22 protein-coding genes and 1 pseudogene are annotated in these 25,211 nt (G+C 61.6%); 14 read left to right on the plus strand and 9 right to left on the minus strand.

From position 1 onward, the window contains the following. Positions 1-24 precede the first annotated feature (24 nt). The 3 genes from EK373_RS24495 to EK373_RS24505 are packed head-to-tail and all read right to left on the minus strand — an operon-like array spanning position 25 to position 3,346. Positions 25-1,545, minus strand: coding sequence for a parallel beta-helix domain-containing protein (locus EK373_RS24495; protein ID WP_129646879.1), 1,521 nt, complete (start codon positions 1,543-1,545; stop codon positions 25-27). A 2-nt stretch (positions 1,546-1,547) separates the two neighbouring features. Then, positions 1,548-2,705 carry a cytochrome-c peroxidase gene (locus tag EK373_RS24500; RefSeq protein ID WP_129646881.1) on the minus strand — a complete coding sequence of 386 codons (1,158 nt, stop codon included), beginning with the start codon at positions 2,703-2,705 and terminating at the stop codon, positions 1,548-1,550. Continuing rightward, positions 2,702-3,346, minus strand: coding sequence for a c-type cytochrome (locus EK373_RS24505; RefSeq protein ID WP_129646883.1), 645 nt, complete (start codon positions 3,344-3,346; stop codon positions 2,702-2,704). The genes EK373_RS24500 and EK373_RS24505 overlap by 4 nt, the downstream gene beginning before the upstream one ends. A 302-nt stretch (positions 3,347-3,648) precedes the next feature. Between EK373_RS24505 and EK373_RS24510 the strand changes: the two genes are divergently transcribed. The 4 genes from EK373_RS24510 (at position 3,649) to EK373_RS24525 (ending at position 8,973) form a co-directional block, all read left to right on the plus strand. Next, positions 3,649-5,175, plus strand: a complete 1,527-nt coding sequence (locus tag EK373_RS24510; protein WP_129646885.1) for a CHASE2 domain-containing protein — start codon at positions 3,649-3,651, stop codon at positions 5,173-5,175. Between the two features lie 21 nt (positions 5,176-5,196). Further along, positions 5,197-5,586, plus strand: coding sequence for a hypothetical protein (locus EK373_RS33175; RefSeq protein WP_157994522.1), 390 nt, complete (start codon positions 5,197-5,199; stop codon positions 5,584-5,586). A gap of 15 nt (positions 5,587-5,601) precedes the next feature. Continuing rightward, entirely contained in the window at positions 5,602-7,158 is a 1,557-nt protein-coding gene (locus tag EK373_RS24520) for a M48 family metalloprotease (RefSeq protein ID WP_129646889.1), read from the plus strand. A 123-nt stretch (positions 7,159-7,281) separates the two neighbouring features. Continuing rightward, complete coding sequence (locus tag EK373_RS24525) at positions 7,282-8,973, plus strand: GH39 family glycosyl hydrolase (protein ID WP_129646891.1); 1,692 nt, start codon at positions 7,282-7,284, stop codon at positions 8,971-8,973. A 196-nt stretch (positions 8,974-9,169) separates the two neighbouring features. Here EK373_RS24525 and EK373_RS24530 read toward each other — a convergent pair whose 3' ends face one another. Both EK373_RS24530 and EK373_RS24535 read right to left on the minus strand, forming a co-directional pair. Beyond that, the gene (locus EK373_RS24530; RefSeq protein WP_129646893.1) at positions 9,170-10,369 is read right to left on the minus strand and encodes an FAD-dependent monooxygenase; all 1,200 of its coding nucleotides are present in this window, start codon (positions 10,367-10,369) and stop codon (positions 9,170-9,172) included. Position 10,370: 1 nt separating this feature from the next. Beyond that, a complete protein-coding gene (locus tag EK373_RS24535) occupies positions 10,371-11,174 on the minus strand; it encodes a DoxX family membrane protein (protein WP_129646895.1) in 804 nt (267 codons plus the stop codon). 131 nt (positions 11,175-11,305) lie between these two features. On the opposite strand from EK373_RS24535, the gene EK373_RS24540 reads away from it, so the two are divergent. The 3 genes from EK373_RS24540 (at position 11,306) to EK373_RS24550 (ending at position 14,076) form a co-directional block, all read left to right on the plus strand. Further along, entirely contained in the window at positions 11,306-12,139 is an 834-nt protein-coding gene (locus EK373_RS24540; RefSeq protein ID WP_129646897.1) for an AraC family transcriptional regulator, read from the plus strand. Positions 12,140-12,185: 46 nt separating this feature from the next. Further along, positions 12,186-13,082, plus strand: coding sequence for a creatininase family protein (locus EK373_RS24545; protein WP_157994523.1), 897 nt, complete (start codon positions 12,186-12,188; stop codon positions 13,080-13,082). Between the two features lie 157 nt (positions 13,083-13,239). Beyond that, positions 13,240-14,076, plus strand: a complete 837-nt coding sequence (locus EK373_RS24550; protein ID WP_129646901.1) for a hypothetical protein — start codon at positions 13,240-13,242, stop codon at positions 14,074-14,076. Positions 14,077-14,327: 251 nt separating this feature from the next. Here EK373_RS24550 and EK373_RS24555 read toward each other — a convergent pair whose 3' ends face one another. Together EK373_RS24555 and EK373_RS24560 are read right to left on the minus strand one after the other, a co-directional pair. Beyond that, a complete protein-coding gene (locus tag EK373_RS24555; protein WP_198683616.1) occupies positions 14,328-16,271 on the minus strand; it encodes a glycoside hydrolase family 2 protein in 1,944 nt (647 codons plus the stop codon). A 24-nt stretch (positions 16,272-16,295) separates the two neighbouring features. Next, positions 16,296-17,966 carry an arylsulfatase gene (locus EK373_RS24560; protein ID WP_129646903.1) on the minus strand — a complete coding sequence of 557 codons (1,671 nt, stop codon included), beginning with the start codon at positions 17,964-17,966 and terminating at the stop codon, positions 16,296-16,298. A gap of 278 nt (positions 17,967-18,244) precedes the next feature. Between EK373_RS24560 and EK373_RS24565 the strand changes: the two genes are divergently transcribed. The 3 genes from EK373_RS24565 (at position 18,245) to EK373_RS24575 (ending at position 20,324) form a co-directional block, all read left to right on the plus strand. Continuing rightward, on the plus strand, positions 18,245-18,793 hold the full coding sequence (locus EK373_RS24565; RefSeq protein WP_129646905.1) for a DUF3280 domain-containing protein: 549 nt from the start codon (positions 18,245-18,247) through the stop codon (positions 18,791-18,793). A 77-nt stretch (positions 18,794-18,870) separates the two neighbouring features. Continuing rightward, positions 18,871-19,503 carry a DUF1326 domain-containing protein gene (locus tag EK373_RS24570; protein ID WP_129646907.1) on the plus strand — a complete coding sequence of 211 codons (633 nt, stop codon included), beginning with the start codon at positions 18,871-18,873 and terminating at the stop codon, positions 19,501-19,503. After that, positions 19,503-20,324 carry a DUF2182 domain-containing protein gene (locus EK373_RS24575; protein ID WP_129646909.1) on the plus strand — a complete coding sequence of 274 codons (822 nt, stop codon included), beginning with the start codon at positions 19,503-19,505 and terminating at the stop codon, positions 20,322-20,324. The genes EK373_RS24570 and EK373_RS24575 overlap by 1 nt, the downstream gene beginning before the upstream one ends. A 4-nt stretch (positions 20,325-20,328) precedes the next feature. Here EK373_RS24575 and EK373_RS34065 read toward each other — a convergent pair whose 3' ends face one another. After that, the gene (locus EK373_RS34065) at positions 20,329-20,451 is read right to left on the minus strand and encodes a hypothetical protein (RefSeq protein WP_269813719.1); all 123 of its coding nucleotides are present in this window, start codon (positions 20,449-20,451) and stop codon (positions 20,329-20,331) included. Between the two features lie 228 nt (positions 20,452-20,679). Here EK373_RS34065 and EK373_RS24580 point away from each other — a divergent pair, with 228 nt between their 5' ends. Continuing rightward, positions 20,680-21,060 carry a hypothetical protein gene (locus tag EK373_RS24580; protein ID WP_129646911.1) on the plus strand — a complete coding sequence of 127 codons (381 nt, stop codon included), beginning with the start codon at positions 20,680-20,682 and terminating at the stop codon, positions 21,058-21,060. A gap of 138 nt (positions 21,061-21,198) precedes the next feature. Here EK373_RS24580 and EK373_RS24585 read toward each other — a convergent pair whose 3' ends face one another. Beyond that, on the minus strand, positions 21,199-23,970 hold the full coding sequence (locus EK373_RS24585) for a TonB-dependent receptor (protein ID WP_129646913.1): 2,772 nt from the start codon (positions 23,968-23,970) through the stop codon (positions 21,199-21,201). A gap of 435 nt (positions 23,971-24,405) precedes the next feature. On the opposite strand from EK373_RS24585, the pseudogene EK373_RS34405 reads away from it, so the two are divergent. The 3 genes and pseudogenes from EK373_RS34405 to EK373_RS24595 all read left to right on the plus strand — a co-directional run. Next, positions 24,406-24,597 (plus strand): annotated as a pseudogene (locus EK373_RS34405) (SDR family NAD(P)-dependent oxidoreductase); the annotation flags it as partial. 62 nt (positions 24,598-24,659) lie between these two features. Next, on the plus strand, positions 24,660-24,794 hold the full coding sequence (locus tag EK373_RS34070; protein WP_269813720.1) for a hypothetical protein: 135 nt from the start codon (positions 24,660-24,662) through the stop codon (positions 24,792-24,794). A 104-nt stretch (positions 24,795-24,898) separates the two neighbouring features. Next, positions 24,899-25,111, plus strand: a complete 213-nt coding sequence (locus EK373_RS24595; protein WP_129646915.1) for a hypothetical protein — start codon at positions 24,899-24,901, stop codon at positions 25,109-25,111. The last annotated feature ends 100 nt before the right edge of the window (positions 25,112-25,211 follow it).

The following is a 25,211-nucleotide window of genomic DNA, read 5'->3' on the forward strand; positions in this document are numbered from 1 at the left end:
TATCAATCATCAGTCACTTCGTTCTCAGTTCGTCACTTGCAGCATGTATTGCGCGACCGCCAGGCGCGTCTGCGGATCGAGATAGTCTTGCGGCGGCATTTCAGGGTAGTCGTCACGTTTCTTCGCGGGCTTCGCGATGTAGTCGGCGAGGCCTTGCGGATTGTCCAGGTACAGCGCCTGGATCACTTGCACCGGCGGGCCGATCATGCGGCCGTTATATGTGTGGCAGCCGGTGCAGATTCCGAGGTACACGACCTTGCCGCGCTCGCCTGGCTTGATCTCGCGCGGTGGCACAGGTGGCAGCAGATAGTTCACCGTGGCCGCGGTGTTGGTGAAGTCACATTCGGTGAAATCACTCACGCCGACGGTCACATACTGATGACGATTGATGATGCAACTGCCGGGGCTCGGGCCGACGCGCACGATGTCCAGGTTCTTTGCGCCCACCTTGCCCTCGGCGAGCATCAGGGCCTTGGCCTCGGTGATCGTGTCGTAGCCGTTCCTGAGCATCACGTTATCGAGGATCTTCACGCGATCCGAGTTCGGCTCGGACTCCGGATCGGCCGTGATGTTCTGGGCGTTGGCGTGATCCGTGATGATGATGCCGGAAACCTTGTTGTCGGAAATGATGTTGCCTTCGATGACTACATCATCGGCCGCCATCACCAGGATGCCGGTGCCCGCCGGGATGCCGGACACGGTCGAGCCGGGCGCGCCGAAGTTCGGGTGGTTGTTGCCCACCACGAAGTTGTTACGGAAGATCACGTCGACCGTGTCCTTGATCGGCAGCCCCGGCGTGACGAAAGCGAGCAGACCGCCCGTGTTGTTGTGAACGTAGTTGTGCTCGACGATGGCGTGGCGGCTGTTCTCGATCTCGATGCCGGCGACGCTGTCGAACACATCGTTGTGCGCGACCAGGATGTTGTCGCTCATGCCGATGTAGATCGCCGCGTCGGCGATCTTCGAGACGACGTTGTGCTCGACGATGCCGTTCTGGCCGAGCTGCGGAAAAATGCCGTAGACGCCGGAGTCCACGATCACGTTGTTACGGATCTCGAAGTTGTTGCCGGCCTGGCCCATGATCCCGTTGCCCTTGTAGTTGCGGATCTCCAGGTTCTCGGCGACGAAGTTGTTGCCCGAGTACAGGATCGCGTCGTTGAGCTTCTTCTCGCCGTCGAGCACGGCGCGGCGGCCGGCCTCGATGACGCCGATGATGCGGATGTCGTCTTTATCGACGTACACGGTTTCGTGATACGTGCCCGGCATCACTCGGACGATGGTTCCCTTCGGCGCCGCTTTGATGGCGGCCTGGATCGATTCGCCGTCCTTGACGACCACGACGTTGGTCGGCGCCGGACCCGCCACCGACCGGATCGCGTCGCCGGGTTTTACAGCGACGCCCTCGGCCTTGAAGCCACCCGCGTAGCTGGCGCCCTGCGTGGACGAACTGATCGTCATCTCTTGTTTGCCGCTGCGGCCGAAGTACGTGCCGGCGCCGAACGCCACTGCAGCGACCAGCAAGCCGATGATGAGGCCCTTCTTCATCTCTATTCTCCTCGCTTGGCCGGCGCCAAACCGGAGGGGACTCGTGCCGGCGTCTGCGGCAGGAAAGTCTCATCGGTCAAGGCGCCCAGAAAATCCACGATTCGATCGACCTCGGTGTCCGTGAGCTTTGGATCCGAGATGTGCCAGTGCAGGTAGAGGTGCATGTCTTTGGGCACGGCGTTGCCGCGGCCTTTGTTGTAGAAGTCCACGACGCTGCGCAGGTCGGCGAACGCGCCGGAATGGGAATACGGCGCGGTGCGCGTGATGTTACGAAGCGTAGGTACCTTGAACGCACCCTTCAACTTCGGGCTGTGCAGGATGGCTTCGGCGCCGACATCGAACGCATGGCCTTTCGGCTCCGGCATGCCAATGACCGCGATCTGCTCGTTGGTGAACAGCGGCGGCGTATGGCACTCGGAGCAGCGCGCGACGAACGAGCGGAACACGTTCAATCCCTCGATCTCGCGCTCGGAGAGTGCGGCGTCGTAGCCGTGCACATACCGGTCGTAACGGCTGTTGAGCGATACGAGCGAGGTCTGGAAGGCGGCGAGCGCGGTGAAAATCTCTTGCTCCGCGATCGGGCCGCGATGGCTCGGGAATGCTTCCTGGAACAGGCGACGATAGGTGGCGTTGCCGTTCAGGCTTGCGAGCAGTCGGGTCGGCGTGTTGCCCATCTCACGCGGCGAGTAGAGCGGGCCAGAAGCTTGCGCTTCTAAAGAGTGCGCGCGTGCATCCCAGAAGAAGCGTTTGAGGAATGCAACGTTCCACAATGTCGGGGCTGCACGGCCTGCGTCCTCACCGTGAATGCCGAGCGATCTTGGACGCCCATCGGACAAGCCGCGGGCGGGATCGTGGCAGCTTGCGCAGGCCAAGGTGCCATCGCCCGACAACACCGGATCGAAGAACAGATAGCGGCCGAGATCGATCTGGCGCGGTGTGAATCCGTCGCGGTGCGGCGGCAGAGCGGTGCGGGTGCCGCCGAGGCCGCGATTTTCGAGCGAGTCGTAGAACTGATAGAGCGTGCGCAGCTCGCACACGCCGGCCTGGGTCTTCTCGAATCCCGGCGGGCAAGAAGTGTTGAGCGTGAAGTCAGGCGGTGCCGGCCCGGTTGCGCCAGCGGTCCCTATGGCCGCGATCAGCAACACGAGCGCGCGAATCATTTCGGGCGACCCTGCCGATGAATGAACGCGATGATGTCGTCGAGATCGCGCTCCGTCGGCAGCGTCCTGGCCATCATGGCCATCTGCCTGCCGGGCGCATCCTTCGGATCCGTCCCGCGCACCCCATCGCGGAAGTGCGCAAACTGCCGCTTTATATACGCGGCATCGAGACCCGCGAGTCGAGGCGCTTTCAACGCCGGATTGCCCTCGGCCTTGCCGCCATGGCAAGCACCGCACTTGCCTTGGTAAAGGTTATTTCCGTTGTGCAGATTTCCCGGCGCGGGCGCTGCACTGACGGTCTTCGGCAGGCTTGCGGCATAGCTCGCAACCTTCGCGATGGCCGCGTCGTCGCCGAGTGTCGTCGCCATAGCCTGCATCTGCGCGCCGAGCACATCGGACTTGTCAGCGCCGCGCCGGCGATTGCGGTAGTTGAGCAACTGTCGCTCTAGATACGCTGCGTCCTGGCCCGCGATGGCGGGGGCGTTGAGTGTCGCGTTGCCTTCGCCCTTGTTGCCGTGGCAGGCAACGCACTGTGCGAACAATTTCTCGCCATCGGCACTGAAAGCACTGGCGCTGTACATCAGCAACAGAGTGCCGATCCATGACGAGATCGCAATTCCCCGGGCTTGGCTTATGAGCATCAGAGAGAAAGATGCTGTTATGTTGATTGCTGCTGCACTGCTTCATATCCGACCTACGAACGGATTGCAACCAGGCTCAGAAAACTGTCCGACAGTGGGACTGATGTCGTGGCGAGCGAACATCGTCGTATACAACGCCGCGTTGCCAGCAATGATACGGGCGACGCAATGTTGCACAGCTGCAGCTGTGGACCTTAAGTAGTTCCGCAATCTTTTCGCCAAAACAATCTCAGGTAAGGTGGCCGCTCCAGAACCAAGACCATCTCAGCGATCTCAGAACTACAACAGCGGGGTGGTGCAGCATGCATGGAATCAAGCCGGCGGTTGCTTCTTGGGCAGCGCGGTTCCGCGCACCGTTGATTGTCGCGCTGACGGCTTTCATCGTTTCCTATGTCGATCCTCTCGGAGTCGAGGAAGCAACGGGCGATCGCGCTGCCGGCACGGTCATGCGCTTGTCGTCGACGCTGTGGTCAGGATCGGGGCAGGTGACGGTGGTGCTGATCGATCAGGCCTACCTCGAATCGCAACCGAACCCCGGCTGGCCGCTGAGCTATGGGGAGCAGGGAATGCTGCTGCGTCAGATCGCGAACGAGTCACCGGCCGCGGTGTTCGTGGATCTGCTTTATAAGAATCCACATCGGAATGCTCCCGCTGTGTTGACAGCGGCGCGCGCCGATGCTGCCGATCGGCACGACGCACCTGCGGACTTGCTCGAGCCCATTCGATCCAAGGATGTTCCTTTCTACTTTGCGGCCCTGCCCAAATACGGCGGCGTCAAAGGCCAGGCCGAGGAGTTCGACGTCGCCTCGTTCTCGCCCGGACTCGATGAGCAGGGCAAGCTGGATGCCTCGCTGGAAAAGCGCCTGGCGCTCGTTTCGTGGAGCGGCTATGGCGACTACTACCCGTTGCGCCTCGGACGTGCTGGCGCAGTACGCACTCCGGCCTACGCGCTCTATCAGGATCGATGCATCGCGCATCGGCTTCCCTGTGCAAGCGAGAGTCGTCAGTTCGAAAAGCCGATGAGGGTGCGATGGGGCGCCTTCGTGCCTCAAAAGATTGCCGGCCACATCGACGCGGGCGTCTGTCAGTACACCGACTTCGCAGGCAGCGTGAACTATCCGGACCTGTGGTTGCGAATGCGTGCACTGGCTTGGCAATTCATGCTGGCCCTCGCTGATCGAGCCAACGAAGCCAGCGACGTGAACAGCCGCTTGCCGTGCATGTCCTTCGCGGTGCTGCCCGCGTCGTTCCTCTCGGATGCCTCGGGTGCGAGAAATGAAGCACTGATCAAAGAATCATTGCAGGGCAAGTTTGTGTTCGTCGGCGCTGACATTCCCGGCATTCCGGATCGCACGGCCAGCCCGGTGCACGGGCAGGTGCCCGGCGTCATGCTGCACGCGATGGCGATGGAGAATCTGTTGACCGGCGAGGGTCGCTACCTGCGCGCCACGCCGGAGTGGTTCTCGATTCTCTTCAAGCTCGCGATTCTGTGCGCAGTGGCGGTCTTCGCGGCCTCTCGTCCGCTGAAGCAAGGCGGCTTCGTGTCAGCGGCCTTCGTCGTGATCGGTGTGTGCGCGTGGCTTGGATGCGCGGCTTTTTCATTCATGCATGACAACACGGCCCGCGGCATGTTGTTTCTGATCGGCGGCGCGCTGGTCACATGGTTTGCCGCCGCGGAGACCGGCAAGGTCATCTTCTTGTTTGTCCTCATCAGCGCGCTGGCGCTGGGGATGATCGAGCTCGGTTGGGAGCCGACCAACTGGATCGTGTTGGCCGTTGCGGCCAGTTTCGTACAACAAATATCGAGACACTTGCGCGCGAATTCGTAGATGCGATGGGGGGAAGCACAAATGACCGCATTCACCAGGTTGATGGTTGGCGCAGCAGGGTTGGTGTCGCTGCTCCCGGCCGGACAGGCGCTGGCTTGCCATGCCCTGGACCGGGAGATCGTCGAAGTCAGAGCGGAAAAAATCGGCGGCTACACTGAAGCCGGCAAGTTCGACCGGGACCTCACGCGCGCCGAAGTGATGAACAAGAAGGTCATTGCCTGCAGCGAAGTCAACAGCGCGCTCGCCAAGATCATGTTGAGCGCCCAACGGGCGGTCTGGATCGATCTGACGGAAGTGAAACTGACTGCGTCCACCTGCGAGGAGTCTGTGCCCCGCACGATCGTGGGCGTGCCTTCGACCCCTCCGGATGCAACCACACCCGTTTCATCCGGAATCGGCAGCTGCAAGTAGCACAAGGAGAGCAACATGAAAGCTGTGGTTGCTTGCGCGCTTGCCGCGCTGGTCGGAGCTTCATTGGCCGATACTTCCGCCGCTAGCGAAGTCGATACGAGTGCTCAGCAGCTGCCGTCCGTAGCGCCATCGAACGAGGCTGAACGGAGCTACCTGCACCATGATTACCTGTTCGTCGAGGATGAGTCGCTGCACGTCGCGGTTCAATCCGTCATCGACACGCTGCTGGCGAAGCAGCCGGGGCAACATCGACCCAGGCTGTTGATCTATTCCGCGGAGAACTTTTCTGCGGCCGCCGACATCGAAGGCAACATCCTCATTTCGACGGGCACATTGAGGAAATTGGACAGCGAGGATGAGCTTGCGGCGCTGTTGGCGCACGAGCTTGCCCACGTGATCCAGAAGCATCCGAGCAAGAAGAGCTTCATGCAGCGATTTCCGGTGGGGGTCGACAGCTACTCGGCCATTGTGGCGGCTTCCGATCGCCTCCAGAAAAGCGCGGGGAAAGCGGAGCAGAGCGACACCAAGCTGAATCAGAAGCGGGTGGCCCATTCGCAGAATGTCAGCTTGTTCTGGAGCGATATCCTGGCGCCTTCCTGGAATCGGAAGGACGAGCAGCAAGCCGACCGCCTCGGCCTCGAGATGATGCAGGCGGCGGGCTACGATCCCCGCGCTGTCGTGACTCTCATCGCCAAGCTTGCCGAAGCCCGCGTGCAGCGAAGCCAGCGAATGCAGGCGCTGTGCGACGAGATGGTCGCGCACGAGCAGAAGCGTCGCCTTGAAACCAGCAGCGACAACCAGCTTACGCAAGCCGCAGCCCTCGAGGTCGACAACCTGCGCGGTAAGGGCAGCGAAAAGCTCATTCGCGAGGGATTCGATGAGCTGCTGAAGTTTTCCTCGCCGTACTCGAGCAATGACGAGCGCATCGAGCAGATCAAGCAGGAATTCGCCACGAGCGGTCGCGACATGGTGGCGACCAAGAAAATGAAATACAGAAAGCAGGCGAAGGATAACGGCGAGTTGCTGAACCTCGATGAGCAAGCCATCGCTGGCATGAGCTCACTGGCGCGCGAAGATGTGCGCGCGGGGATCGAAGCGCTCCGCCAGGTGGCGACATCCAAGTCGAACAGTCCACACTTCAAGTTGGCAGCAGGTGCTTACTACGAGGCGCAGAATGAGCCGGTGAAAAGCGATGCGGCCATTGTCGAATGGCTGGCGACGCCACGCGCGCCCGTGATCGCCTTCGTACTGCACGCTGACTATCAATCGTCTCGACAGAACTACTCCGGTGCTCTCGCCACGCTGGATGCGGGGCGCATGCGCCTGGATGCTCCAGTGCCGTTTCTGCCGCCGATGATCACGGCGGCCAGGCTCAACAAGGATGAAGCGCTGGCAGAGCGACTCACGCTGGAGTGTAAAGCCGCCGAGCAGCAGAGTTTGCTGGTCAAGACCGCCAACGTATTCACCGGCGGAAAGCCAACAGGCGTGTATGCGGAGTGCATTAGCAAGCTGGGGCGCTTGCCCGCAGCAGCGCAAGGCGAGGGTGGCTGGCTCGATCGCTTGAAGCGCTGAATTCCCGGCCAATACACACCACTGCGACGCTCGCGGAATAACTCAGACAACTGTTGACAACAGCGGTGTGGGCATTGAGTATTGCCCGGCGATCCTCGGCACGTACCAGGGCGCCACACCGAAATGCACATCCAACTCTGGCGGCCGTTGACGGTCTGCCTCGCGCTCTTGTTGCCTGGAATCGCCGGCGCACAGTCGCCGCCATCCGAACGGTCGAACGTGCAGGTCTCAGTGAACACCGCGCGAGAGGTGGGCGAGCTGCCCGCGGTATGGCGTTTCTTCGGCGCAGACGAGCCGAACTACGCGACCATGAAAGATGGTCGAAAACTCTTGCGTGCGTTGGGCGAGCTGCGGCCACAGCAGGTTTATTTTCGCGCACACAATCTGTTGAACACGGGCGATGGCACGCCCGCGTTCAAATGGGGCAGCACCAACGCCTATACCGAAACGGCCGACGGCCAGCCTGTTTACGATTGGACGATCGTCGACGGCATCATCGATGCTTATCGAGCGAACGGCGTGCGGCCTTACTTGCAGATCGGCTTCATGCCGCAGGCTTTGTCCAGCGCACCGCCGGGCACGCCTTATCAGCACGTCTGGCGGCCGGGCTTCAAATATGACCTGATCACCACCGGCTGGGCCTACCCGCCGAAGAGCTATGAGAAGTGGGGCGAGCTCGTCCATCAGTGGACGCTGCACAACGTCGAGCGCTACGGACGCGCCGAGGTCGAGCAGTGGTACTTCGAGCTGTGGAACGAGGCGAACTTTCCGACCTACTGGCGCGGCTCACCCGAAGACTTCTATCGATTGCACGACGTCTCCGTCGCGGCGATTCGTCGCGCGTTGCCCACCGCTCGCGTGGGCGGCCCGGACGTCGCAGGGCCGGGCGGTGCATTCATGGACGGGTTCCTGGCGCACGTGGCGCGCGGACGAAATTACAGCACCGGTGAGATCGGTACGCCGACGGACTTTCTTTCATTTCACGCCAAAGGCAGGCCGACGGTCGTCGACGGGCACGTTCGCATGGGCATCGCCGCGCACTTGAAAGATGTCGCGGGCGGCTTTGCGAAGATTGCCGCCGTGCCGGAGCTTGCCCGCAAGCCCATCGTGATCGGTGAAAGCGACCCCGAAGGCTGCGCGGCGTGTCCGGGCCCGCAGAACGCATATCGCAACGGAACCATGTACTCGAGCTACACCGCCGCCAGCTTCGCGCGCATCTGGCAGCTGGCGAAGGAACACAAGGTCAATCTCGACGGCGTGCTCTCATGGTCTTTTACGTTCGAGAATCAGCCCTGGTTCGCGGGCTATCGTCAGCTCGCCACCAATGGCATCGATCTGCCGGTGCTCAATGTGTTCCGATTGTTCAGCAAGCTCGGGGCCACGCAGCTCGAGGCGCACAGCAGTGCCCAAGTGTCCCTGCAAGAGATCATGAATCAGGGAGTGAGCGGAGCTAGTGACGTTGGCGTACTCGCCACCCGTGCCGAGCGCAAGGTGCAGGTGCTGTTGTGGAACTATCATGATGACGAACTTGCCGGCGCTGACGCGACGGTCTCTCTGAATCTCACCGGTCTCGGCCGCGGTGATCGCTCCGTGACTTTGTGGTACGTGGACCCGCAGCGTGCAAATGCCTTTACTGCCTGGAAGGCGATGGGGGCGCCGCAATCGCCGAACGAAGTGCAATATCAACAACTCGAGCAGGCATCGCAGCTGCTGCCAACTCCATCCAAACCCTTATCCGTGAGATCAGGACGCGCGACGCTCGATGTGGATGTGCCGCGCCAGGCTGTAGTGTTGGTGGAGCTGACGCAATCATGATCGCTGGAAGATGGCTCATTGCGCTCGTGTCGTGCCTGTGTTGGACGGCTCACGCCGCGCCCGCTCGAGTGCAAGTCGATCTGGCTCAGGAGAAGGCCATCAGCCGCGACTTGATGGGCGTGTTCTTCGAAGACCTCAATCATGCCGGCGACGGCGGGCTGTATGCCCTATACCGCTCCGCCGAACTCGCTGACGATCATTCGGCTCGCGCGCTGAGCAACTCCGCGTCGTGCGCGTATAGCCAGGCAATCGCCTGCAGCGACCAATCGGTCGTTCCACTGGCCATCACGGCGTCGCGCTCCGATTGAGCGGGGCCATCGGGTAGATGGAAGCGGCGCTTGTTGTCCTCGGACAAGTTTTGGAGATGCGATGCTCGCGGCAGTCGTAAGCGTTCGTATCGGCGCAGTGCTTCAGGAATCTGCTCGGACCTGATGCCGGCCAGGCACGCGGCCAAGGATGCGCCATCTTCGATGGATTGGGCGGCGCCCTGGCCCATGAAGGGCAGCATCGCGTGACAGGCATCGCCGAGCAACGTCACGCGCCCGACGGACCACCACGCCATCGGCTTGCGATCGAAGAGCGCCCAAATGAAGGTCTCGTCGCTGGCGCGCAAAATTTCACTCAGCTGCGGGTGCCAATCCTCGAAAGCAGCGAGCGCGTCGGACACGTCGCCGCGGTCGGTCCAAGATTCCCGGGTCCACGTGTCTTGCTCGACGACGGCGACAAAGTTCACCAGCCGTCGACCGCGCACGAAGTAGTGAACGAAGTGCTTGCCCGGCCCCATCCAGATCTGTGCGGTTGTTTCCAAATTCAGATGCGCCAGACGCTCCGCCGGCACCAGGCCGCGGTAGGCCGCGCAGCCGGTAAAATTCGGGTGCTCAGGACCGAATGCCAGGCGACGCACAGCAGAGTGAATGCCGTCGGCGCCGACCAGTGCATCGGTCACGACCCGAGCGCCGTTGTCGAAGGTTGCTTCTGTCGAATCCCCGTGATCGACCAACGTCGTGAGACGATGACCGAGGTGCAGATTTTGCGACGGCAGGGCGCTCGCGAGCGCATCGAGCAGATCCGCTCGATGCAGATGATAATAAGGAGCGCCGAAGGTCTTCTCGACGAGCTCACCCAGAGGTGCTCGAAGCAGCGTACGGCCATCGTCCCAGCGTCGCTGATGCAGGGCAATTGGCTTCACGCCGGTCGCCGCCAAGTTCTCGGCGAGCCCTAGTCGATGCAGGACGCGCGACGCATTGGGACTGATCTGGATGCCGGCGCCCACTTCGCCCAGGCTTCGCGCTTGCTCATAAACGTGAGCATCGATGCCGACTCTCAACAGGGACAACGCGGCAGTAAGACCACCGATGCCGCCACCGACTATTGCAACCGAGACTGGTTTCGTCATCTCACAACCGGGCGGGCGATAGTAGACCACTCGATGTTTCTTGCCCGCGAGGCTCGCGCAAATAATCGCCCACCAGCCACACGGCTGAGAGCATCACCAACGTGATTGCCGTACCGGCCCAGCGCAGCCACTGATCCGGATGAGTCACGGCGCCCGGCAGCCAGGCGAAGGCGGCGAAACAGAGATACATGACGCTCGCCCAGCGCGTGGCAAGCACGGCGAGCCGATTGACGATCAGGCCAATGCCCACCGCGAAGTGGCCTGCGCCAGTGAAGAGCGCCCAGAACATCGCACCTCCTGGCAACCACGCTGGGACCATGCTCATGGTTCCGTCGAGAGCGACTACGTGCGCGAGTCCGAATACGATTGAGCAGCAGCCGTAAGCAATCCGCGCAACGGCAGGACTGAAATGCCAGCCGCGAGCTGCTTGGGGCGACAGCCGCGCCCAGACCGTGGCGGCGCCGGTAACGGTTGCGAGATGTTCGGCAATTCCGAGCCAGGGCTGCACGGACCGAAAGACCGACAGCCAGGAGGCAGCGTAGGCGAGGAACAAACAAACCTGCGTGATCGCAGCGATCCGTCGCGTGCGGGCGAAGAACAACCCTGCACCGGACAGTACCAGCAGAGCCGCAGAGAGGAAGGCGAGCGGTTGACGAAATGGCAGACTTTCCGGAAAAGGTTGCCAGAAGATCGTGAAGTCCCCCTGTAGAAAGCACGCGATCCCGAAGCAAATGGTCGAGAAGCCCAACATCTTCGCGCCCAACCAGGAGGCGTCGACGATCTGGTGAGTAGGTTCGGCGCGCACGATTGCTCCGTTCAGGCAAGGGGACGTTGAGCATTGCAGTTGCTGCTGCCGCAGACTTGGGGAATATTGCTGTAAGTCTCGTCTTGGCTCATCGCTCTCACAACCTCTGCGCGTCGCGAGAATTGCTTCCTATGTTCTGCGTCGAAGTCGACAGCCCTGCGCTTTCGCTGCGTTCTCCAGTCTACGGGGCGGGGGAGGCATTCTTCCGCGCGCGCGCCGATCGGGCTGTCGACAGGCGTTATGCCTTCCCGAGTATTGGCGCCGTCGTCGACGGTGAGTTTGATTACGCCGCGCGCAGCGGTCGAGTCACAGCCGGACGAGGTGCGGTCATTTTCGGAACGGGAACCGAGGACTTCAGGGTCTGGGTGCACGGCTCCAGGAGAGTTCACCGTTCCGTCATCGCCGTCGATCCCACGCTCGTTGCCGAAGTGGCCGCTGACTGCGGTCTGGACAACGAACGCTTTCCCGCCGAGGTGCTGCCTCCGAGCCGTACAACGCTTTCTATCTACGGGTTGATTCGTCGAATCGCCGCGAGCCCGGCGGACCAAACGGAAGCGGTGATACGGCTTCTGACCGCGGCATATACAACGCCTGCTGTTCGCTACCAGTCGAAAATCGACCACAGTGCGCGACGACGCGTAAGCGCGGTCGTGCGGGAGTTGCAGCACCGTTATGCCGAAGCCGTTACTCTGGAGCAAATGGCGGAGGCGGCAAACCTCAGCCGCTATCATTTCATTCGAGTGTTCCAGTCCCTCACCGGCGAGACTCCGCGCCAGCACCTGATAGGCATACGACTGCGCGCCGCTGCGGATCGGCTGATCGAAACGCGAGAGCCGATCACTCAGCTCGCCTTGCAGGTGGGCTTCAACGATATTTCTCACTTCAACATGGCCTTCCGGCAAGCCTTCGGTATGAGTCCCAGTGCGTGGCGTCGAACGGCGGCTGTTCGCAGGCGCGATCTATAGTATGTTCGCGATATCACCTGTCGAGGCACGCACGATGGTCCGAACAATGGCGAAAAGTATCGTTGGCATGACGTGCACCGTCGCCGCGATTCAACTTGCGGTGGCGAATGTTGCTTTTGCTGGCTCGACGCCTTCAGTGTTTGCCGGAACGATGGCGGACATGACTTACGTTGAGCTCGACAAAGCCATCGAGGGCGGAGCGGTCGCGCTGTGGGCCATCGGCGCGATCGAAGAGCACGGTCCTCATTTGCCGCTGGCCACGGATGTGTACATCCCGTCGGTGCAGCTGCTGCAGATCCAGAAGAGTCTCGCAGACAGAAACATCGCCAGCGTGATCGTGCCGCCGTACTACTGGGGTGTGAATCGCGTGACCGGCGCGTTTCCAGGATCGATCGACATTCGCCCGGAAGTGATGACGGAGCTGATGAAAGATGTGTTTCGCAGCCTCACGACCGCGGGCTTCAAGCAGGTCTACTGCATCACCGGTCACTACGACGCCGCACACAGCCGCGCCATCATCGAGGCAGTGCGCGCATCGAACAATGGCACGGACATCAGAGTTCACTACGTCGTACCGAAGCCGCTGGCTGCTCGGGTCGGGCTCGAGTCGAGCGATGCCGGCTTTCTCATCGCCGATGTTTCTGCAGACAAGCCGCCAGCGCATCCCGATTTGCACGCCGGCGAAGCCGAAACCTCGATGCTCCTGAGTGCCGCTCCCGATGTCGTGCGCAAGGAGCTCATCGCATCGCTCGAGGCGACGGATCTGACTTCAAAAGACGTCGAGACGTGGCGCAAAGGTTATGAAGACGCAAAGCGCGTGACTCCGCTCGGTTATCTTGGCGACCCTGCGAGTGCCGACGCCACGAGCGGCGCGCTCCGTTTGAAACAGCAAGCGACAGCGTTCGCCGAGGCGATTGCCGCTTCTGTCAGCGCGCGCCGATAAGGGGACACTGCGGATACGATTTGCCGCGCTTGCTTCGACCTACGCCGCGACGTTGCCGCAGCAACACGGATGAGTCCGCTCGCAGGTGCCCGCTCTACAGATTCGCGGGCATACGCAGCATCTCTAGCCTGTTGGAGGGCACCGTACAGAGATGGACATGCGAGCTCAGAATCTCACCAGAGCTGTGGCGATGGTGATGGCAGTCAGCCTCCTATCGCTCGCGCGCTCCGCCGCTGCGGAAGAAGGCAGCGAAAGTATCCCCGATCATCCCATGCTGTCCGATGCCTGGTACCTGGGCGCTGGTGCGCTTTGGGCCGAGTCGAACGTCACGGCGAACCTCAACAGCGGTGCGATAGGCGCCGGTGCGCTCATCGATTTCGAGGACGATATGGGCCTGGACGAGAGCAGCATCATCGGCCTGTTCGACGCACGTTGGCACTTCACCAGGCGCTGGCAGCTCGAAGTGGAATATTTCAAGCTGGACCGCGACAATGAGAAACAGGTTCAGCGCGTCATCGACTGGGGCGATCTGAACGTTCCGATAGACGGCGTCGCCAAGGGCACGTTCAACATCGAGGACTTCAGGGTCAGCATCGGCTACTCGTTCTTCCGCACCAAGGATAAAGAAGTCGGCGTGGGCCTCGGCGCGCACGTCGCCAAGCTGGAAGCGGGCCTGTCGACGCAAAATTTCGGATCTGACTTTGCCAGCCAGACGGCGCCGCTGCCGTTCCTGACACTTTATGCGCGCATGGCGCTGACCGATCGCTGGCTGTTGAGCATGCGCGTGGATCGGCTCTCGCTCGACACCGGCGACATCGACGGCAAGGTGTTCAGCAGCGGCGTGGACGTGATCTACCAGCCCTGGCGGCATTTCAGCGTCGGTCTGGGCTTCCGCGACATCAATTTCCAGGTTTCGTCCACGAGCGACGATTGGCGTGGCAAAGCGCAGATACAACAGAGCGGCCCGGCACTGTTTTTTGCAACCTCGTTCTAGCTATTGCCCGTCCACCGCCAGTTGAGCAGCTGTTTGCTGCGGCAACGCCCGCAAGGATTGAGCGGCGGCATTTCGAAGGCAGGTAGCTGATCCGTACCGCCGATCGTGAACGTGAGTAAATGACGAGGCAGTCGATAGTCAGTGTGGAACGCGGCAGTGACCGGACAGCGCGCGTGAGTTCGAAGATCACAAGACGCGCGATGCCCAGGGGCGCGTTTCGCCGCGACCGCGACGAAACGCGCCTATCCCGCTTAGGGTGTATCGAATAGCGGCCGGGCGATCTCAGCAAAGGTCGCCGCCGGAAACTTTTCGACTTCGCGGTCGTAGGTCAGCAGTCCGTTGAGCTCGCTCTCGACGTCGGTGGTCTGGGTGTAAACAGCCGCGCTGACACCGGCCTCTTTCGCCTGACGAATGATTTCCTCGAACTTGCGCTTGTAGCGGGCGAGGTAGTCCTCCGGGGTTTGCGCCACCTGATAGATCTTCAAGTCGCGATCCGGGAACCAGAGATGGCCGCGCACGGCCAGTCCGACACCGCCATATTCGCCGACCACCAGCGCGCGAGGGCCGTGTGCGACGGGAGTGGTTGGCACTTCCTCGTAGGTATGGATATCGAAGATCTCGGAGCTGGCGTCGCCAACATCCATCCAGCCGCTCGCCGCGTTGACCAGGCGGCTCGGATCCATGTTCTTGGCCAGCGTCGCCATCGTGCGCGCGCCGTACTGACCCCAGCCTTCATTGTTGGTCACCCACATCACGATGGACGGAAACGCACGCAACGCGCCGATCATTCGCGCCAGCTCGCTTTGATGCTCGGCCATCGCAGTGGAGGAGAACGTCGCCTCCCGATCGCTCTGCCGTCGCACGGACTGATCGGCCATCGAGCCCGAGGGCATGTCCTGCCAGATCAGCATGCCGAGCCGATCGGCATCGTAGTAATAACGGGCGGGTTCGACCTTGATGTGCTTGCGTAGCATGTTGAAGCCGGCCTTCTGCAGGAAGACCATGTCGCTGCGCGCCGCTTCCTCCGAGGGAGGAGTCAGCAGACCGTCCGGCCACCAGCCCTGATCGAGCGTGCCGTTCTGGAACAGCGGCTTGTTATTGAGCAACAGCACAGGTCGGCCCTGCGCATTGGGTCCGACTGAAATCTTGCGCATTCCAAAGTAGGTTGTGACTTTGTCGCCGCCATCGGACTGCACCTTCGCGGCCGCGTAGGCGTTCTGCTCTACTGTCGTGAGAGGCGGAATGCGAGCGTCGCGTCCGCTGGATACACCGATATCCGCGATCTTCACCAGCTCTGCGGTGAGATCGTAGAGAAATGGATCGCTCGGCGACCACAGACGCGCCTCCGGAATGGCGAGCGTCGTGCTGCGATTGCCGCGCATGAGAGTAGAGGCGACAACCTTGCCGTTTGCCGAAGCGGTGAGCCGAACTGCGTCGGTGTTGCTGGTCGCCGCGTTGAGCGCCACTTCCACCGAGACCACACCGCGATCGATATCAGGCGTGGCTCGCACGTCTTTGATATAGAGATCGGGGACGGCCTCGAGCCACACCGTCTGCCAGATGCCGGTAACAGCGGTGTACCAGATGCCTTGGGGATCGAGCGTCTGCTTGCCACGCGGCTGATCGCCGGTCGACGTCGGGTCCGACACGTGCACGACGAGTTCGTTGGCGCCTGACTTCAGATACTCCGTGATGTCATAGCTGAACGGATCGGATCCGCCACGATGCGCGCCGACGGGAGCGCCGTTGATAAAGACCTGCGACTCGTAGTCGACTGCGCCGAAGTGCAGGATCGTGCGCTTGCCTTTCCATTTCGGCGGCACGGTGAAGCTGCGTCGATACCAAAGACGCTCGTTCGGCAGCACCTTGCGCGCCACACCGGAGAGTTTCGATTCCACTGCGAACGGGACGAGAATCTTGCCGTCCATTTGCTTCGGCTGAGCCGCGGCAGCCTTGGTAATCGCGTAGTCCCACGAGCCATTGAGATTGAGCCAGTCCGGACGTTCGAGCTGCGGACGCGGATAGCTTTGCCAGGCATTCTCGGGAGTAACAGCCTTGCCCCATTTCGTAACGATCGGGCCAACGTAGCTGGCGCCGGGCGCGCTCGTAGGAGCTGCAGTCTGTGCGGTCATGGGACCGGACAAACCGGCAATGCCGATCAGGATCCCCGCCGCAAGCTTCGTCATCATTCTCATCGTCTGTGTTTCCTCGACGCGCGATTAGCGCTTTATTGCCAAGGGGCGTTCCGGCGTTTCGCCTCCGCCCCAGTTCTGCCGCGGTTTGCCTTTCAAATAGGGGTCGTAAGCGTGAACCCATCGATCCACGTAGCTCCGCTCGGCCCACGCGTCCCATTGCGCGGCCATCTGCCGAACGCGCTCGGGTTGGGTGGCTGCAAGATTGTGAAGCTCGACCCGATCGACGGACATATCGAACAATTCCCACGGCTGCTCGAAGCGGGCGACGAGCTTCCACCTGCCATCGCGCACTGCGCGATTGCCTTCGTGCTCCCAGAAGATCGGCTCGGCGCGGGTGAGCGATTCGCCGCGAAATGCTGGCGTCAGGCTGCGGCCCTGCATCGGAACGATTGCGTGACCGTTGAACGTTTTCGGATAGGTGGCGCCGCTCAACTCGACGAGCGTGGGCATCACGTCGATCAGATGGCTCGGGTCCGTTACCAAGCTGCCGCGCAGCTCGGCAGCGATGCCCTTGGGCCAATGCGCGATGAAGGGAGTGGCGATGCCGCCTTCCTCGGTGTAGTGCTTGAAATACTGGAACGGCGTGTTCTGCAGCGTTGCCCAGTTCATACCGGCCCAGACGATCGAGCGAGGGCCGCCGGGATCGTCGCCGCGCAGGCGACCGTCGGGTCCGCTCTCGCCATTGCCGCCGTTGTCGGCAAGAAAAAGGATGAGTGTGTTGTCGAGCTCGTTGGATTGTTTCAGTCGCGCGACGAGCGTGCCGACCGCGCGATCCATCCGGCTGATCGTTGCGGCGTAGACCGCCATGATGGTGTCGAAGCGATCCTTGTCCTCGGCCGAAAGCTTGTCCCAGTCATACGTGTTATTCAGCCGCTCCGGCAGTTCGGCGTCGGGCGGGAGGATGCCCAAACGTTGCTGTCGTTCCAAGCGCTCGCGCCGCAGAGCATCCCAGCCGCGCATGTATTTGCCCTTGAATTTCGCCACTTCATCGGGCGGCGCCATCAACGGGAAATGCGAAGCGACGAAGGGCAGATAGAGAAAGAAAGGTTTGCGCTCGCGCTTGGCGTCGTCGATGAACCGAGCGTGCCAATCGACGAACATGTCGGAGGAGTACCAATAGCCGCTGCCGACTTCAGGTGAATTCGCGCGAACCTCGCGGCCGTCGATATACACGTGCTGAGCGCCGGGCTGAGGCTGATCGGGGTAGTAAAGCTCGCCGATGGCCGAAGCGAGCGAATGATCGAAGCCGCGCTGCCACGGGGCGACGCCGCGGGTCATGCCGATATGCCACTTGCCTGCCATGGCTGTGTAGTAACCGGCCGATTTCAGGACTTCTGCGAGCGTGACGACGCGATCGGAGAGCTTGCCGTGCAGCCCCTTCGAGCCCTCGATGGCAATCGACTCGAGATGCCCCACACCCGCCTGATGAGGATAGGCGCCGGTCAGCAGCGACGCGCGCGACGGGCTGCAGCGCGCGCTGTTGTAAAACTGCGTAAAGCGCAGCCCATCTTTCGCGAGCGCATCCAGATTCGGCGTGGCGACTTCGCTGCCGAAGCTGCCGATATCCGAAAAACCCACGTCATCGAGCAGAATGACCACTACATTGGGACGCGCGGGCTGCGCCTTTGCGGCGGACGCTTCAGCGCCAGCGTTCGGCGGCGCAAGCATGGCCAACAGCACAGCGGCGGTGGCCACGGGGCGCAATAGGATGCGGACAATACGGCGCGTCGCGTTCAAAACGATCCCCTCGAAATGGCCCGACAGCCGCTCGGGTAGCCTGGTCCTATTTATCGTATTTAATCACAGGCGTGAAGTAAACCGCGCTTCGCGCCAGGGTCGTTGCGAGCCAGGCAACAAGAGGCGGAGTCGGGCACATCCGCTGCGGAAAAATCATGAAAATAATGATGCGTGCCCGGCGCCGGGCCGCTGAAGTCCGCAGGAGATGACGGCGAAGTCAGGCAAGTGGAGGCCGTATGATTCAGGTGCAACTCGGAACCGCCGCGAATTTACGATCCGCAATCAGGGCGATGCTGTGCGCTGGCCTGCTCGTGACGTTTGAGGCCGCTGCCGCGACGGCGCCGATCAAGCTGGCCGTATTCGATTTCGAGCTCGAGGATTTCAGCGCTGGCGGGTCGTCCGCCGAAACAACGTCGTCCGACGCCGCGCATTTGACGAATGTCACGGAGAGCGTTCGTCAGCTCGTCGCGCAGTCTGGACGCTACAGGGTGATCGATGTCGAGAGCGTAGCAGCGCCTGCTGTTAGATCTCACGCACTGCGCGACTGCAACGGTTGCGACGCCGAGATCGCTTCGAAGCTCGGGGCCGAGCAGTCCTTGGTGGGGGTTGTGAGTCGAATCAGCCGCACGGAATACGTAGTGAAGTTCCAGGTCCGTGATACCCGGACGGGCGCTATCGTCGCCGCTGCGGACAGCGGGCTTCGGATGGGCGCCGACTACTCCTGGAGCCGAGGTGCGACCCGGTTGATCGAGGATCAGTTGCTGCACAGCCGGCTCGAACGATAGTCGGACTTTGTCGCCAGCCCGGCGAGGCGTAACATTTCGTCGATCAGAGCTCATCCGAAAGCAAGCGGGAGAGAGCGATGGCGGACCCAGTCTCATGGCACCTTTCCGGTGACTATTTCGAGAATTGCAGTTGCAGCGTCGTGTGTCCGTGCCTGGTGTCGGCCGCCGCGCCGTTGACCTCGCGACCGACCGAGGGCTTTTGCAATGTGCCGCTGGTGTTTCACATCGAAAGCGGCCGCTATGGCAGCGTCGTGCTCGATGGGCTCAATGTTTTCGTGATTCTCCAGGCGCCTGGAGTCATGGCAGAGGGCGATTGGTCGGCGGCCACCTACATTGATGAGCGCGCCGATGATGAGCAGACCGAGGCGCTGACTGCGATCTTCACCGGCGCCGCCGGCGGTCCCATGGCGGCGTTCACACCGCTGATCAGCAAGAACCTGGGCGTGAGCAAAGTCCCCATCGCTTTCCGCATCGATGGCAAGACACGCTCGGCCGAAATTCCGGGCATCCTGCACATGTCCGTCGATCCCTTGCCGACCATGCATCCGAGCGGGGAAATGTGGGCGAACCTCGGCCATCCGGTCAGCGCCGACAAGATGGCGATGGCTGTGGGAGCTGCGGGCAACATATTCAGCGATCGTGGCATGCGCTGGGATAATTCCGGGAAGAACGGTCTGTACGCGTCGATCCGCTGGTCGAACGCTTCCTGATGCCGGTCGCACTGGACGCAGTGCTGCGGCGGGATCGCCTCATCATTGCGAGCGCCCTCGGCTTGATCGCTGCGCTCGCATGGGCTTATCTACTCTGGCTTGCCGCCGACATGGACATGGATGGCATGGACATGAGCGAGCTGCGCATGGTGCCCGCCGGCATGGGATTGATGGCGCCAGCTGCCGCGCCATGGAGCGCTGTCGAGTTCGCCTTTGTGTTCGTGATGTGGGCGGCGATGATGATCGGCATGATGGCGCCGTCTGCCGCTCCGATGATACTCATGTACGCGCGCGTGGTTCGGCAAAGAAAAGATACAAGCCAGCCATTCGCCGCGACCGGTTGGTTCGCCGCGGGTTATTTGCTGGCCTGGGCGGGATTTTCTCTCGCGGCAACTCTTGTTCAATGGTTGTTGGAGCGGCAAGCGCTGCTTGATGCCCAGATGGCAAGCGCCAACATGTTGCTGGGCGCGGCTGTCCTGATTGCGGCTGGCGTTTACCAATGGACGCCGCTCAAGAACGCCTGTCTTGCTCAGTGCCAGACGCCCCTGGGATTCTTGATGAGCCACGGAGGATTTCGCAGCGACGTGCGTGGCTGCCTGCACCTGGGCTTTCTTCACGGAATGTATTGTGTCGGCTGCTGCTGGGTGCTCATGGCGCTGTTGTTCGTAGTTGGCGTAATGAACGTGCTCTGGATCGCGATCCTGGCGCTGCTCGTCTTGCTGGAGAAGGTTGTACCGTGGGGCAAGTGGGTCGCGCGCATCGCCGGCGTTGTATGTATTGCCTCGGGAGCCTGGATGGTGCTGGCCCAACTACCGGCTTGAAGCTTCAGCGCTGGCGATTCACCTGTGCCGGCGTGACCGCGCCGGCCTGGTTCCCGAAGTTCGCGCGAACGTAACTTGCCAGATTCGCGATGTCTTCATTCGACAGGCGCTTGCCGCAGGGTTTCATGCGGGTCCGTTCGGAAGGCCTGGAGACAAACCGCACGGTCCCGGAGCTGCTGGCTTGAGAGCTGCCAGCCCGGTGTCGTTGCCCTGCCGTCAGAGCGGGCTGGCAGGCGTCGAGAGAAGAATTACGGCTACCTGCACCGGTGATGCTTAATACCTATCTAATGGCGATCGAAGCGCGCACACTGTCGGCACGTTACGGTGCCTTAGGGGTGCTCATGCAGGCGGGGATATGAAACATCCACATCGACCGGCGGTCTTGCACGCCGCGCTTCGATTCGTGATCACGAGCGAGATGCCGTCGGAGCACAAAGCTACTTTGATCGAAGTACTGACTCAGGCCATTCGCGATGAAGAAGCAGCTGAACTGCGTCGCGAGGCGGCCGCCCGGTCACAGGGGGAATGGCAGGAGCCCGAGATCGTGCAGCTGAAATCCTTCCTGCAGGGTCGGACGGCAACGAGTTGGCAGCACGCGGATGAGTGTGTGATGCAGCTGGCGACGCAATTGCGCCGGGATCCTGTGTCTGTTCGTCACAAGGCAACGGAACTCGGCCTGGGCATTGCAGTGGATTACCAGTTCGCCAGGCAGCGCAAGCAGGTGCGCGGAGAATGACGGCCAATACCGCGCTAAGGGTTTAGGCGGCAGAAGATCAGGAGCCCGGCGCGCGCCCGAGCCGGAGGCATCAAAGGTGGATGATGCGCTCCGCCCGAAGCGAGCGCCGGCGATGGCCGCCGGCGCTCGAACTCACGCTCAGAAGCTCACGCGGGCGCCGAGGAAGAACTCGCGGCCCGTCTTGTTGTACTCGCGTACCAGGTTGAGGTCGCCGTCGCCGGTGGTGAACAGGCGTTCGGCCTCGTCCGTCAAGTTGATCACCTCGAGCGTCAGCACGATGGTGTCGGTGAGATTGTAGAAGGACGAGAAGTCATAGTGCGGCAGGCCCGACGTTGCTTCGGTCAGATTGCCGTTGCCGCCCGGCACGGCGGTGGTGTAGTCGCTGCGGTCGTTGACCGAGAGACGAGCGCCCCAACGATCGGTTTCGTAATACAGCGTGGCGTTGTATGAGTCCTCCGACAGGCCGTTCAATGGCGCGGTGAGCGCCTGGTCTTCGAACTCGAAGATCGTTTCCGAGCTGACATAGGTGTAGTTGGCCAGGAACCCCAGATTGCTCAAGAAGCCCGGCAGGAACGTGAAGGGCTGCTGATAGGCGATTTCGAAGCCCTCCACATCGGTTCCATCCAGATTGAGCGGTTGATTGAATGTCCATATGACGCCCGGGGCGAGCAGCGCCGGCTGCGTCGGATAGACGCGCGCGACGGCCTCTCTATCGGCAGCCGACAAGACGCCTTCCTCCTGCGAGGTTTCGATCAGGGAATCGATGTCCTTGCGGAAGAACGCCAGCGACACGGCCGATTCGGCGGCGAAATACCACTCGAATCCCAGGTCGATATTGTTCGACCGTTGCGGCATCAGCAGCGGATTGCCGCCGCTCACCGAAAGGTTCACGTCCGAATAGCCGCGTGACGGCGCGAGGTCGGCCTGGCTGGGGCGGGTGAGGGTGCGGCTTGCGCCGAAACGAACCACGAAATCGTTCGTCAGTTCCCAAGCCACGTTTGCGGACGGCAGATAGTCCGTGTACGAGTTGTCGACACCGATCGGAATTTCCCCAGTACCGAAGCCATTCGACTCGGTTTCGGTGCGCACCACCCGCACGCCGGCGTTCAAGTGCAGCGGTCGTCCGAGCAGCTCGGCTTCGGCATTGGCCTCGACATAGCCGCCGAAGGTCTGTTCCGTCACCGTCCAGGTTGCGATACCCGGTCCCCGCCGCAAGGTGCCGCCGGTCGGGTTGTAGACGTCGAGCGCAGCGTCGAAATCGAGCGCCACGAAGTTGAGATCCGTGTTGGCGCCGTGGTTGCCGAGATCGATGTAATTGAAGACGGTAGCGAAGCCGTCGAAGGTCGCGGGCTCCGTATAGTCGAGCTGGTAATTCGCGGTATCCAGCTCGCGCTCGTTCGTCACCAGGCCGAATTTTACGCTGGTGCTGTCATCGTGCCATTCCAGGTCGAGCCGCGCGGTGGTGTTTTCGCGATTGACGATGTTCCTTTGGATGAGCTCGTTGTTGGTCTGCAAGGCGAAGTTCGCCGGATCCGATACGTCGAAGCCATAGCGGATCGTGGCGACGTCAGGGTCGTCCCTGAAGTCGTACGTGAACGTCGAACCCGCTCGCGCCTCGACGTTCAGGCGGAAGAACTGATTGGTCAGCTCGTTCTCCGCCACGCCGACCATGCCGCTCAAGCGCAGCGAATCGCTCAGATCCCAGCGGAAGTCGCCGACGTACTGGTTGAACTCGCTCACGTCCTCCGTCAGGCGGCTTTCAGTGCGCAGGCGCACGTTGTTGAACGTGCCGGCGACCGCGTAGCGTCCTGATCCATCCAGCCAGACTTCGACCGGCGTGATCGCGGGGTAGCCGTGCCCGGCATTCGTGCGAAATTGGGCGAACGAGTTCTGCGCGGCCACGTCCTGATCGAGCTCCGAGCGCAGCCAGGTGAGCCCGGCATTGAATGTTTCAGTCGGCTGGAACTCGAGGCTGACCGCCGTGCCCAGCCGCTCCCATGCGTGCCGGAACGAATCCTGCCGCGGCAAACGCGGGAACCAAACATCATTCAGATTGATGCCGGGGGCGCCGACATCGACGACATTGCCGTCGCGGTCCACCGAAGTCGGCGTGCCGTGGACGATCGCTCCGCCGACATTGGCGAAGCCGCTGCCCGTGGGACGTTCCCAACGCACGGTGCCGAAGCCGTCCTGAAACGGGTTGCGCTCGGTGTAAGTTGCATTGACCAGCACACCGAATTTGTTATCTGCGAACGTGTTGGAGATCGTCACGCCGGCGCGCGGATTGATGTCCTCGTTGACGTCGTTGTAGTAGGCCTGTCCGCTCAGGGTTGCGTTGAAGCCGGGCTGCTCGAGCGGGCGCGCGGTATAGAGTTGCACCGTGCCGGCCAGGCCGCCTTCCTCGATCGATGCCGTCGACGACTTGTTGACGTCGATGCGATTGAACAACTCCGAAGAAAACACGTTGAAATCGAAGCTGCGACCGCGGTTCACGCCGCCGGAGGAGTCGAGACCGGCGGTGGCCGACGGAACTTCCATGCCGTTGAGGGTCACGAGTGTGAACTCCGGGCCCAGGCCGCGTAGCGTGATATTCCGGCCTTCGCCGCCGTCTCGAGAGATGGCAACGCCCGGGATGCGCTGGATGGATTCGGCCAGATTCAGGTCAGGCATCTTGCCGATGTCTTCGGCGACGATGCTGTCGCGTACGTTTGGAGCGTCACGCTTCAAGCTCAGCGCTTGCTCCAGACTTTGACGGAAGCCGGTGACGACGACTTCCTCGAGCTCGGTCTGCGAAACGTTCCCACTCTCTTGCGCGTAGCCGGCACCGGACTGCAGCGCCGAAGCGCACAAGCCCGTCATCAGAATGCGCGAAAACGCACGGCGAGGCCCTTTGTTGTTACCTTGTGCCATCTTGCTTCCCCCTGTCGAACAGAATCGTTGTCAAGGCGCGATATATGTTTCGCGCGCGATCGAAGCCTGTAATCGTAGAAGCTCACGCATTGTGCGTGATTCTGACACCGGTGTCACCCCTTGGGATCGAGCCTCCATCGATTGAGCCGGTGTCGATAGGATGTTCTGGATAGTTCGGGTCGAGCTGGAGTGTAGAGAGGCCGTTTTCCGGCAGGCCAATTCCAAATGTGGATCAATCGATTCAGGTCTTGAACCAATCTGTTTCGCAGACGTGTAATTTCCGGCCTGCTATTGCAGGTGATCTCGACCCGTTGTCGGCTGCGATCAGGACAAATAGAGCTGCGAGATCTTATTGTCTCGTACGTGTTACCAAGAACATCGGCGTGCAGGCAGCACTTGATGGAATCGGGAGCATCACGTCGCTGAGCGGTTCAACAGCGAGGTGGGCTCGTTGTCTTCACCTCCGCCTCGGGAGCTGTGCACTATGTGTTCGGGCCTGCCTCGGCTGCGTCAAGTCATCGCGTCGGACCCAGTGAAGTTCGCTCACTCGAACGCGGCGCCGAGACCCCTGAGTTCACTGGGCACGTGATCTGGTCGCTCTATAACGATCCGAAGCTCATGGAGCTGGGGCCAAGACCTGAGCATGGCACAACCTATCTCGAGAAAAGATCGCGCTGCGCCGATCCACCGTGGATGTGGTGATCGCCGGCGATGCTTCGATACTGAAGGCGCCGATGTTCCAGAAGCAGGGCTACACCAAGGCGGCCATTGAGTCTCGGCGTAACGCTGGAACGCTGCCAGTCGGCTACAATCGGGCGTGGTGAGATGCGTTTCATATCTGTGACCGCCCGGTGTGCGCCAGAACACCTCATCCGGTGTGGCTTGCCGGAATTCCAAGGGCGCTTGGGCAATCGAGTAGGTAGTCGTAATGCGAGTTGCGTTGATCTCGGGAGCCGTGCTTGCGGCGGTGGGGGCGTTTCTGCTCCTCGTCGGCGTGAGCTACACGCGCGAAGAAAGCTTTTTCAAGGTGGGTGGGTTCGAGGCCAAGGTGCAACAGGAGCATCGAGTTCCGGACTGGATAGGAGGCGTCGCGTTGGGCGCCGGACTGGTGCTTTTCGTGGTGGGTCTCAAGAAGCGCTGAGTCTTCGCGCTGTTGAAGACCGGCAGCTCACCGAGTTAGGATGGCCCTAGTGCGCTTGGGGCGCCACCGGTCCGCGGCAAGGGAGCCTGCTCCCACCCAT

Origin of the sequence: Peristeroidobacter agariperforans, from assembly GCF_004138335.1 — a bacterium.
Classification (GTDB): domain Bacteria; phylum Pseudomonadota; class Gammaproteobacteria; order Steroidobacterales; family Steroidobacteraceae; genus Steroidobacter; species Steroidobacter agariperforans.

Bases quoted from the DNA above. Each gene is read 5' to 3' on its own strand.
- EK373_RS24495 (WP_129646879.1), bottom strand. From the start codon at position 1,545: ATGAAGAAGGGCCTCATCATCGGCTTGCTGGTCGCTGCAGTGGCGTTC.
- EK373_RS24500 (WP_129646881.1), bottom strand. From the start codon at position 2,705: ATGATTCGCGCGCTCGTGTTGCTGATCGCGGCCATAGGGACCGCTGGC.
- EK373_RS24505 (WP_129646883.1), bottom strand. From the start codon at position 3,346: ATGCTCATAAGCCAAGCCCGGGGAATTGCGATCTCGTCATGGATCGGC.
- EK373_RS24510 (WP_129646885.1), top strand. From the start codon at position 3,649: ATGCATGGAATCAAGCCGGCGGTTGCTTCTTGGGCAGCGCGGTTCCGC.
- EK373_RS33175 (WP_157994522.1), top strand. From the start codon at position 5,197: ATGACCGCATTCACCAGGTTGATGGTTGGCGCAGCAGGGTTGGTGTCG.
- EK373_RS24520 (WP_129646889.1), top strand. From the start codon at position 5,602: ATGAAAGCTGTGGTTGCTTGCGCGCTTGCCGCGCTGGTCGGAGCTTCA.
- EK373_RS24525 (WP_129646891.1), top strand. From the start codon at position 7,282: ATGCACATCCAACTCTGGCGGCCGTTGACGGTCTGCCTCGCGCTCTTG.
- EK373_RS24530 (WP_129646893.1), bottom strand. From the start codon at position 10,369: ATGACGAAACCAGTCTCGGTTGCAATAGTCGGTGGCGGCATCGGTGGT.
- EK373_RS24540 (WP_129646897.1), top strand. From the start codon at position 11,306: ATGTTCTGCGTCGAAGTCGACAGCCCTGCGCTTTCGCTGCGTTCTCCA.
- EK373_RS24545 (WP_157994523.1), top strand. From the start codon at position 12,186: ATGGCGAAAAGTATCGTTGGCATGACGTGCACCGTCGCCGCGATTCAA.
- EK373_RS24550 (WP_129646901.1), top strand. From the start codon at position 13,240: ATGCGAGCTCAGAATCTCACCAGAGCTGTGGCGATGGTGATGGCAGTC.
- EK373_RS24555 (WP_198683616.1), bottom strand. From the start codon at position 16,271: ATGAGAATGATGACGAAGCTTGCGGCGGGGATCCTGATCGGCATTGCC.
- EK373_RS24565 (WP_129646905.1), top strand. From the start codon at position 18,245: ATGATTCAGGTGCAACTCGGAACCGCCGCGAATTTACGATCCGCAATC.
- EK373_RS24570 (WP_129646907.1), top strand. From the start codon at position 18,871: ATGGCGGACCCAGTCTCATGGCACCTTTCCGGTGACTATTTCGAGAAT.
- EK373_RS24575 (WP_129646909.1), top strand. From the start codon at position 19,503: ATGCCGGTCGCACTGGACGCAGTGCTGCGGCGGGATCGCCTCATCATT.
- EK373_RS34065 (WP_269813719.1), bottom strand. From the start codon at position 20,451: ATGAAACCCTGCGGCAAGCGCCTGTCGAATGAAGACATCGCGAATCTG.
- EK373_RS24580 (WP_129646911.1), top strand. From the start codon at position 20,680: ATGAAACATCCACATCGACCGGCGGTCTTGCACGCCGCGCTTCGATTC.
- EK373_RS24585 (WP_129646913.1), bottom strand. From the start codon at position 23,970: ATGGCACAAGGTAACAACAAAGGGCCTCGCCGTGCGTTTTCGCGCATT.
- EK373_RS24595 (WP_129646915.1), top strand. From the start codon at position 24,899: ATGCGAGTTGCGTTGATCTCGGGAGCCGTGCTTGCGGCGGTGGGGGCG.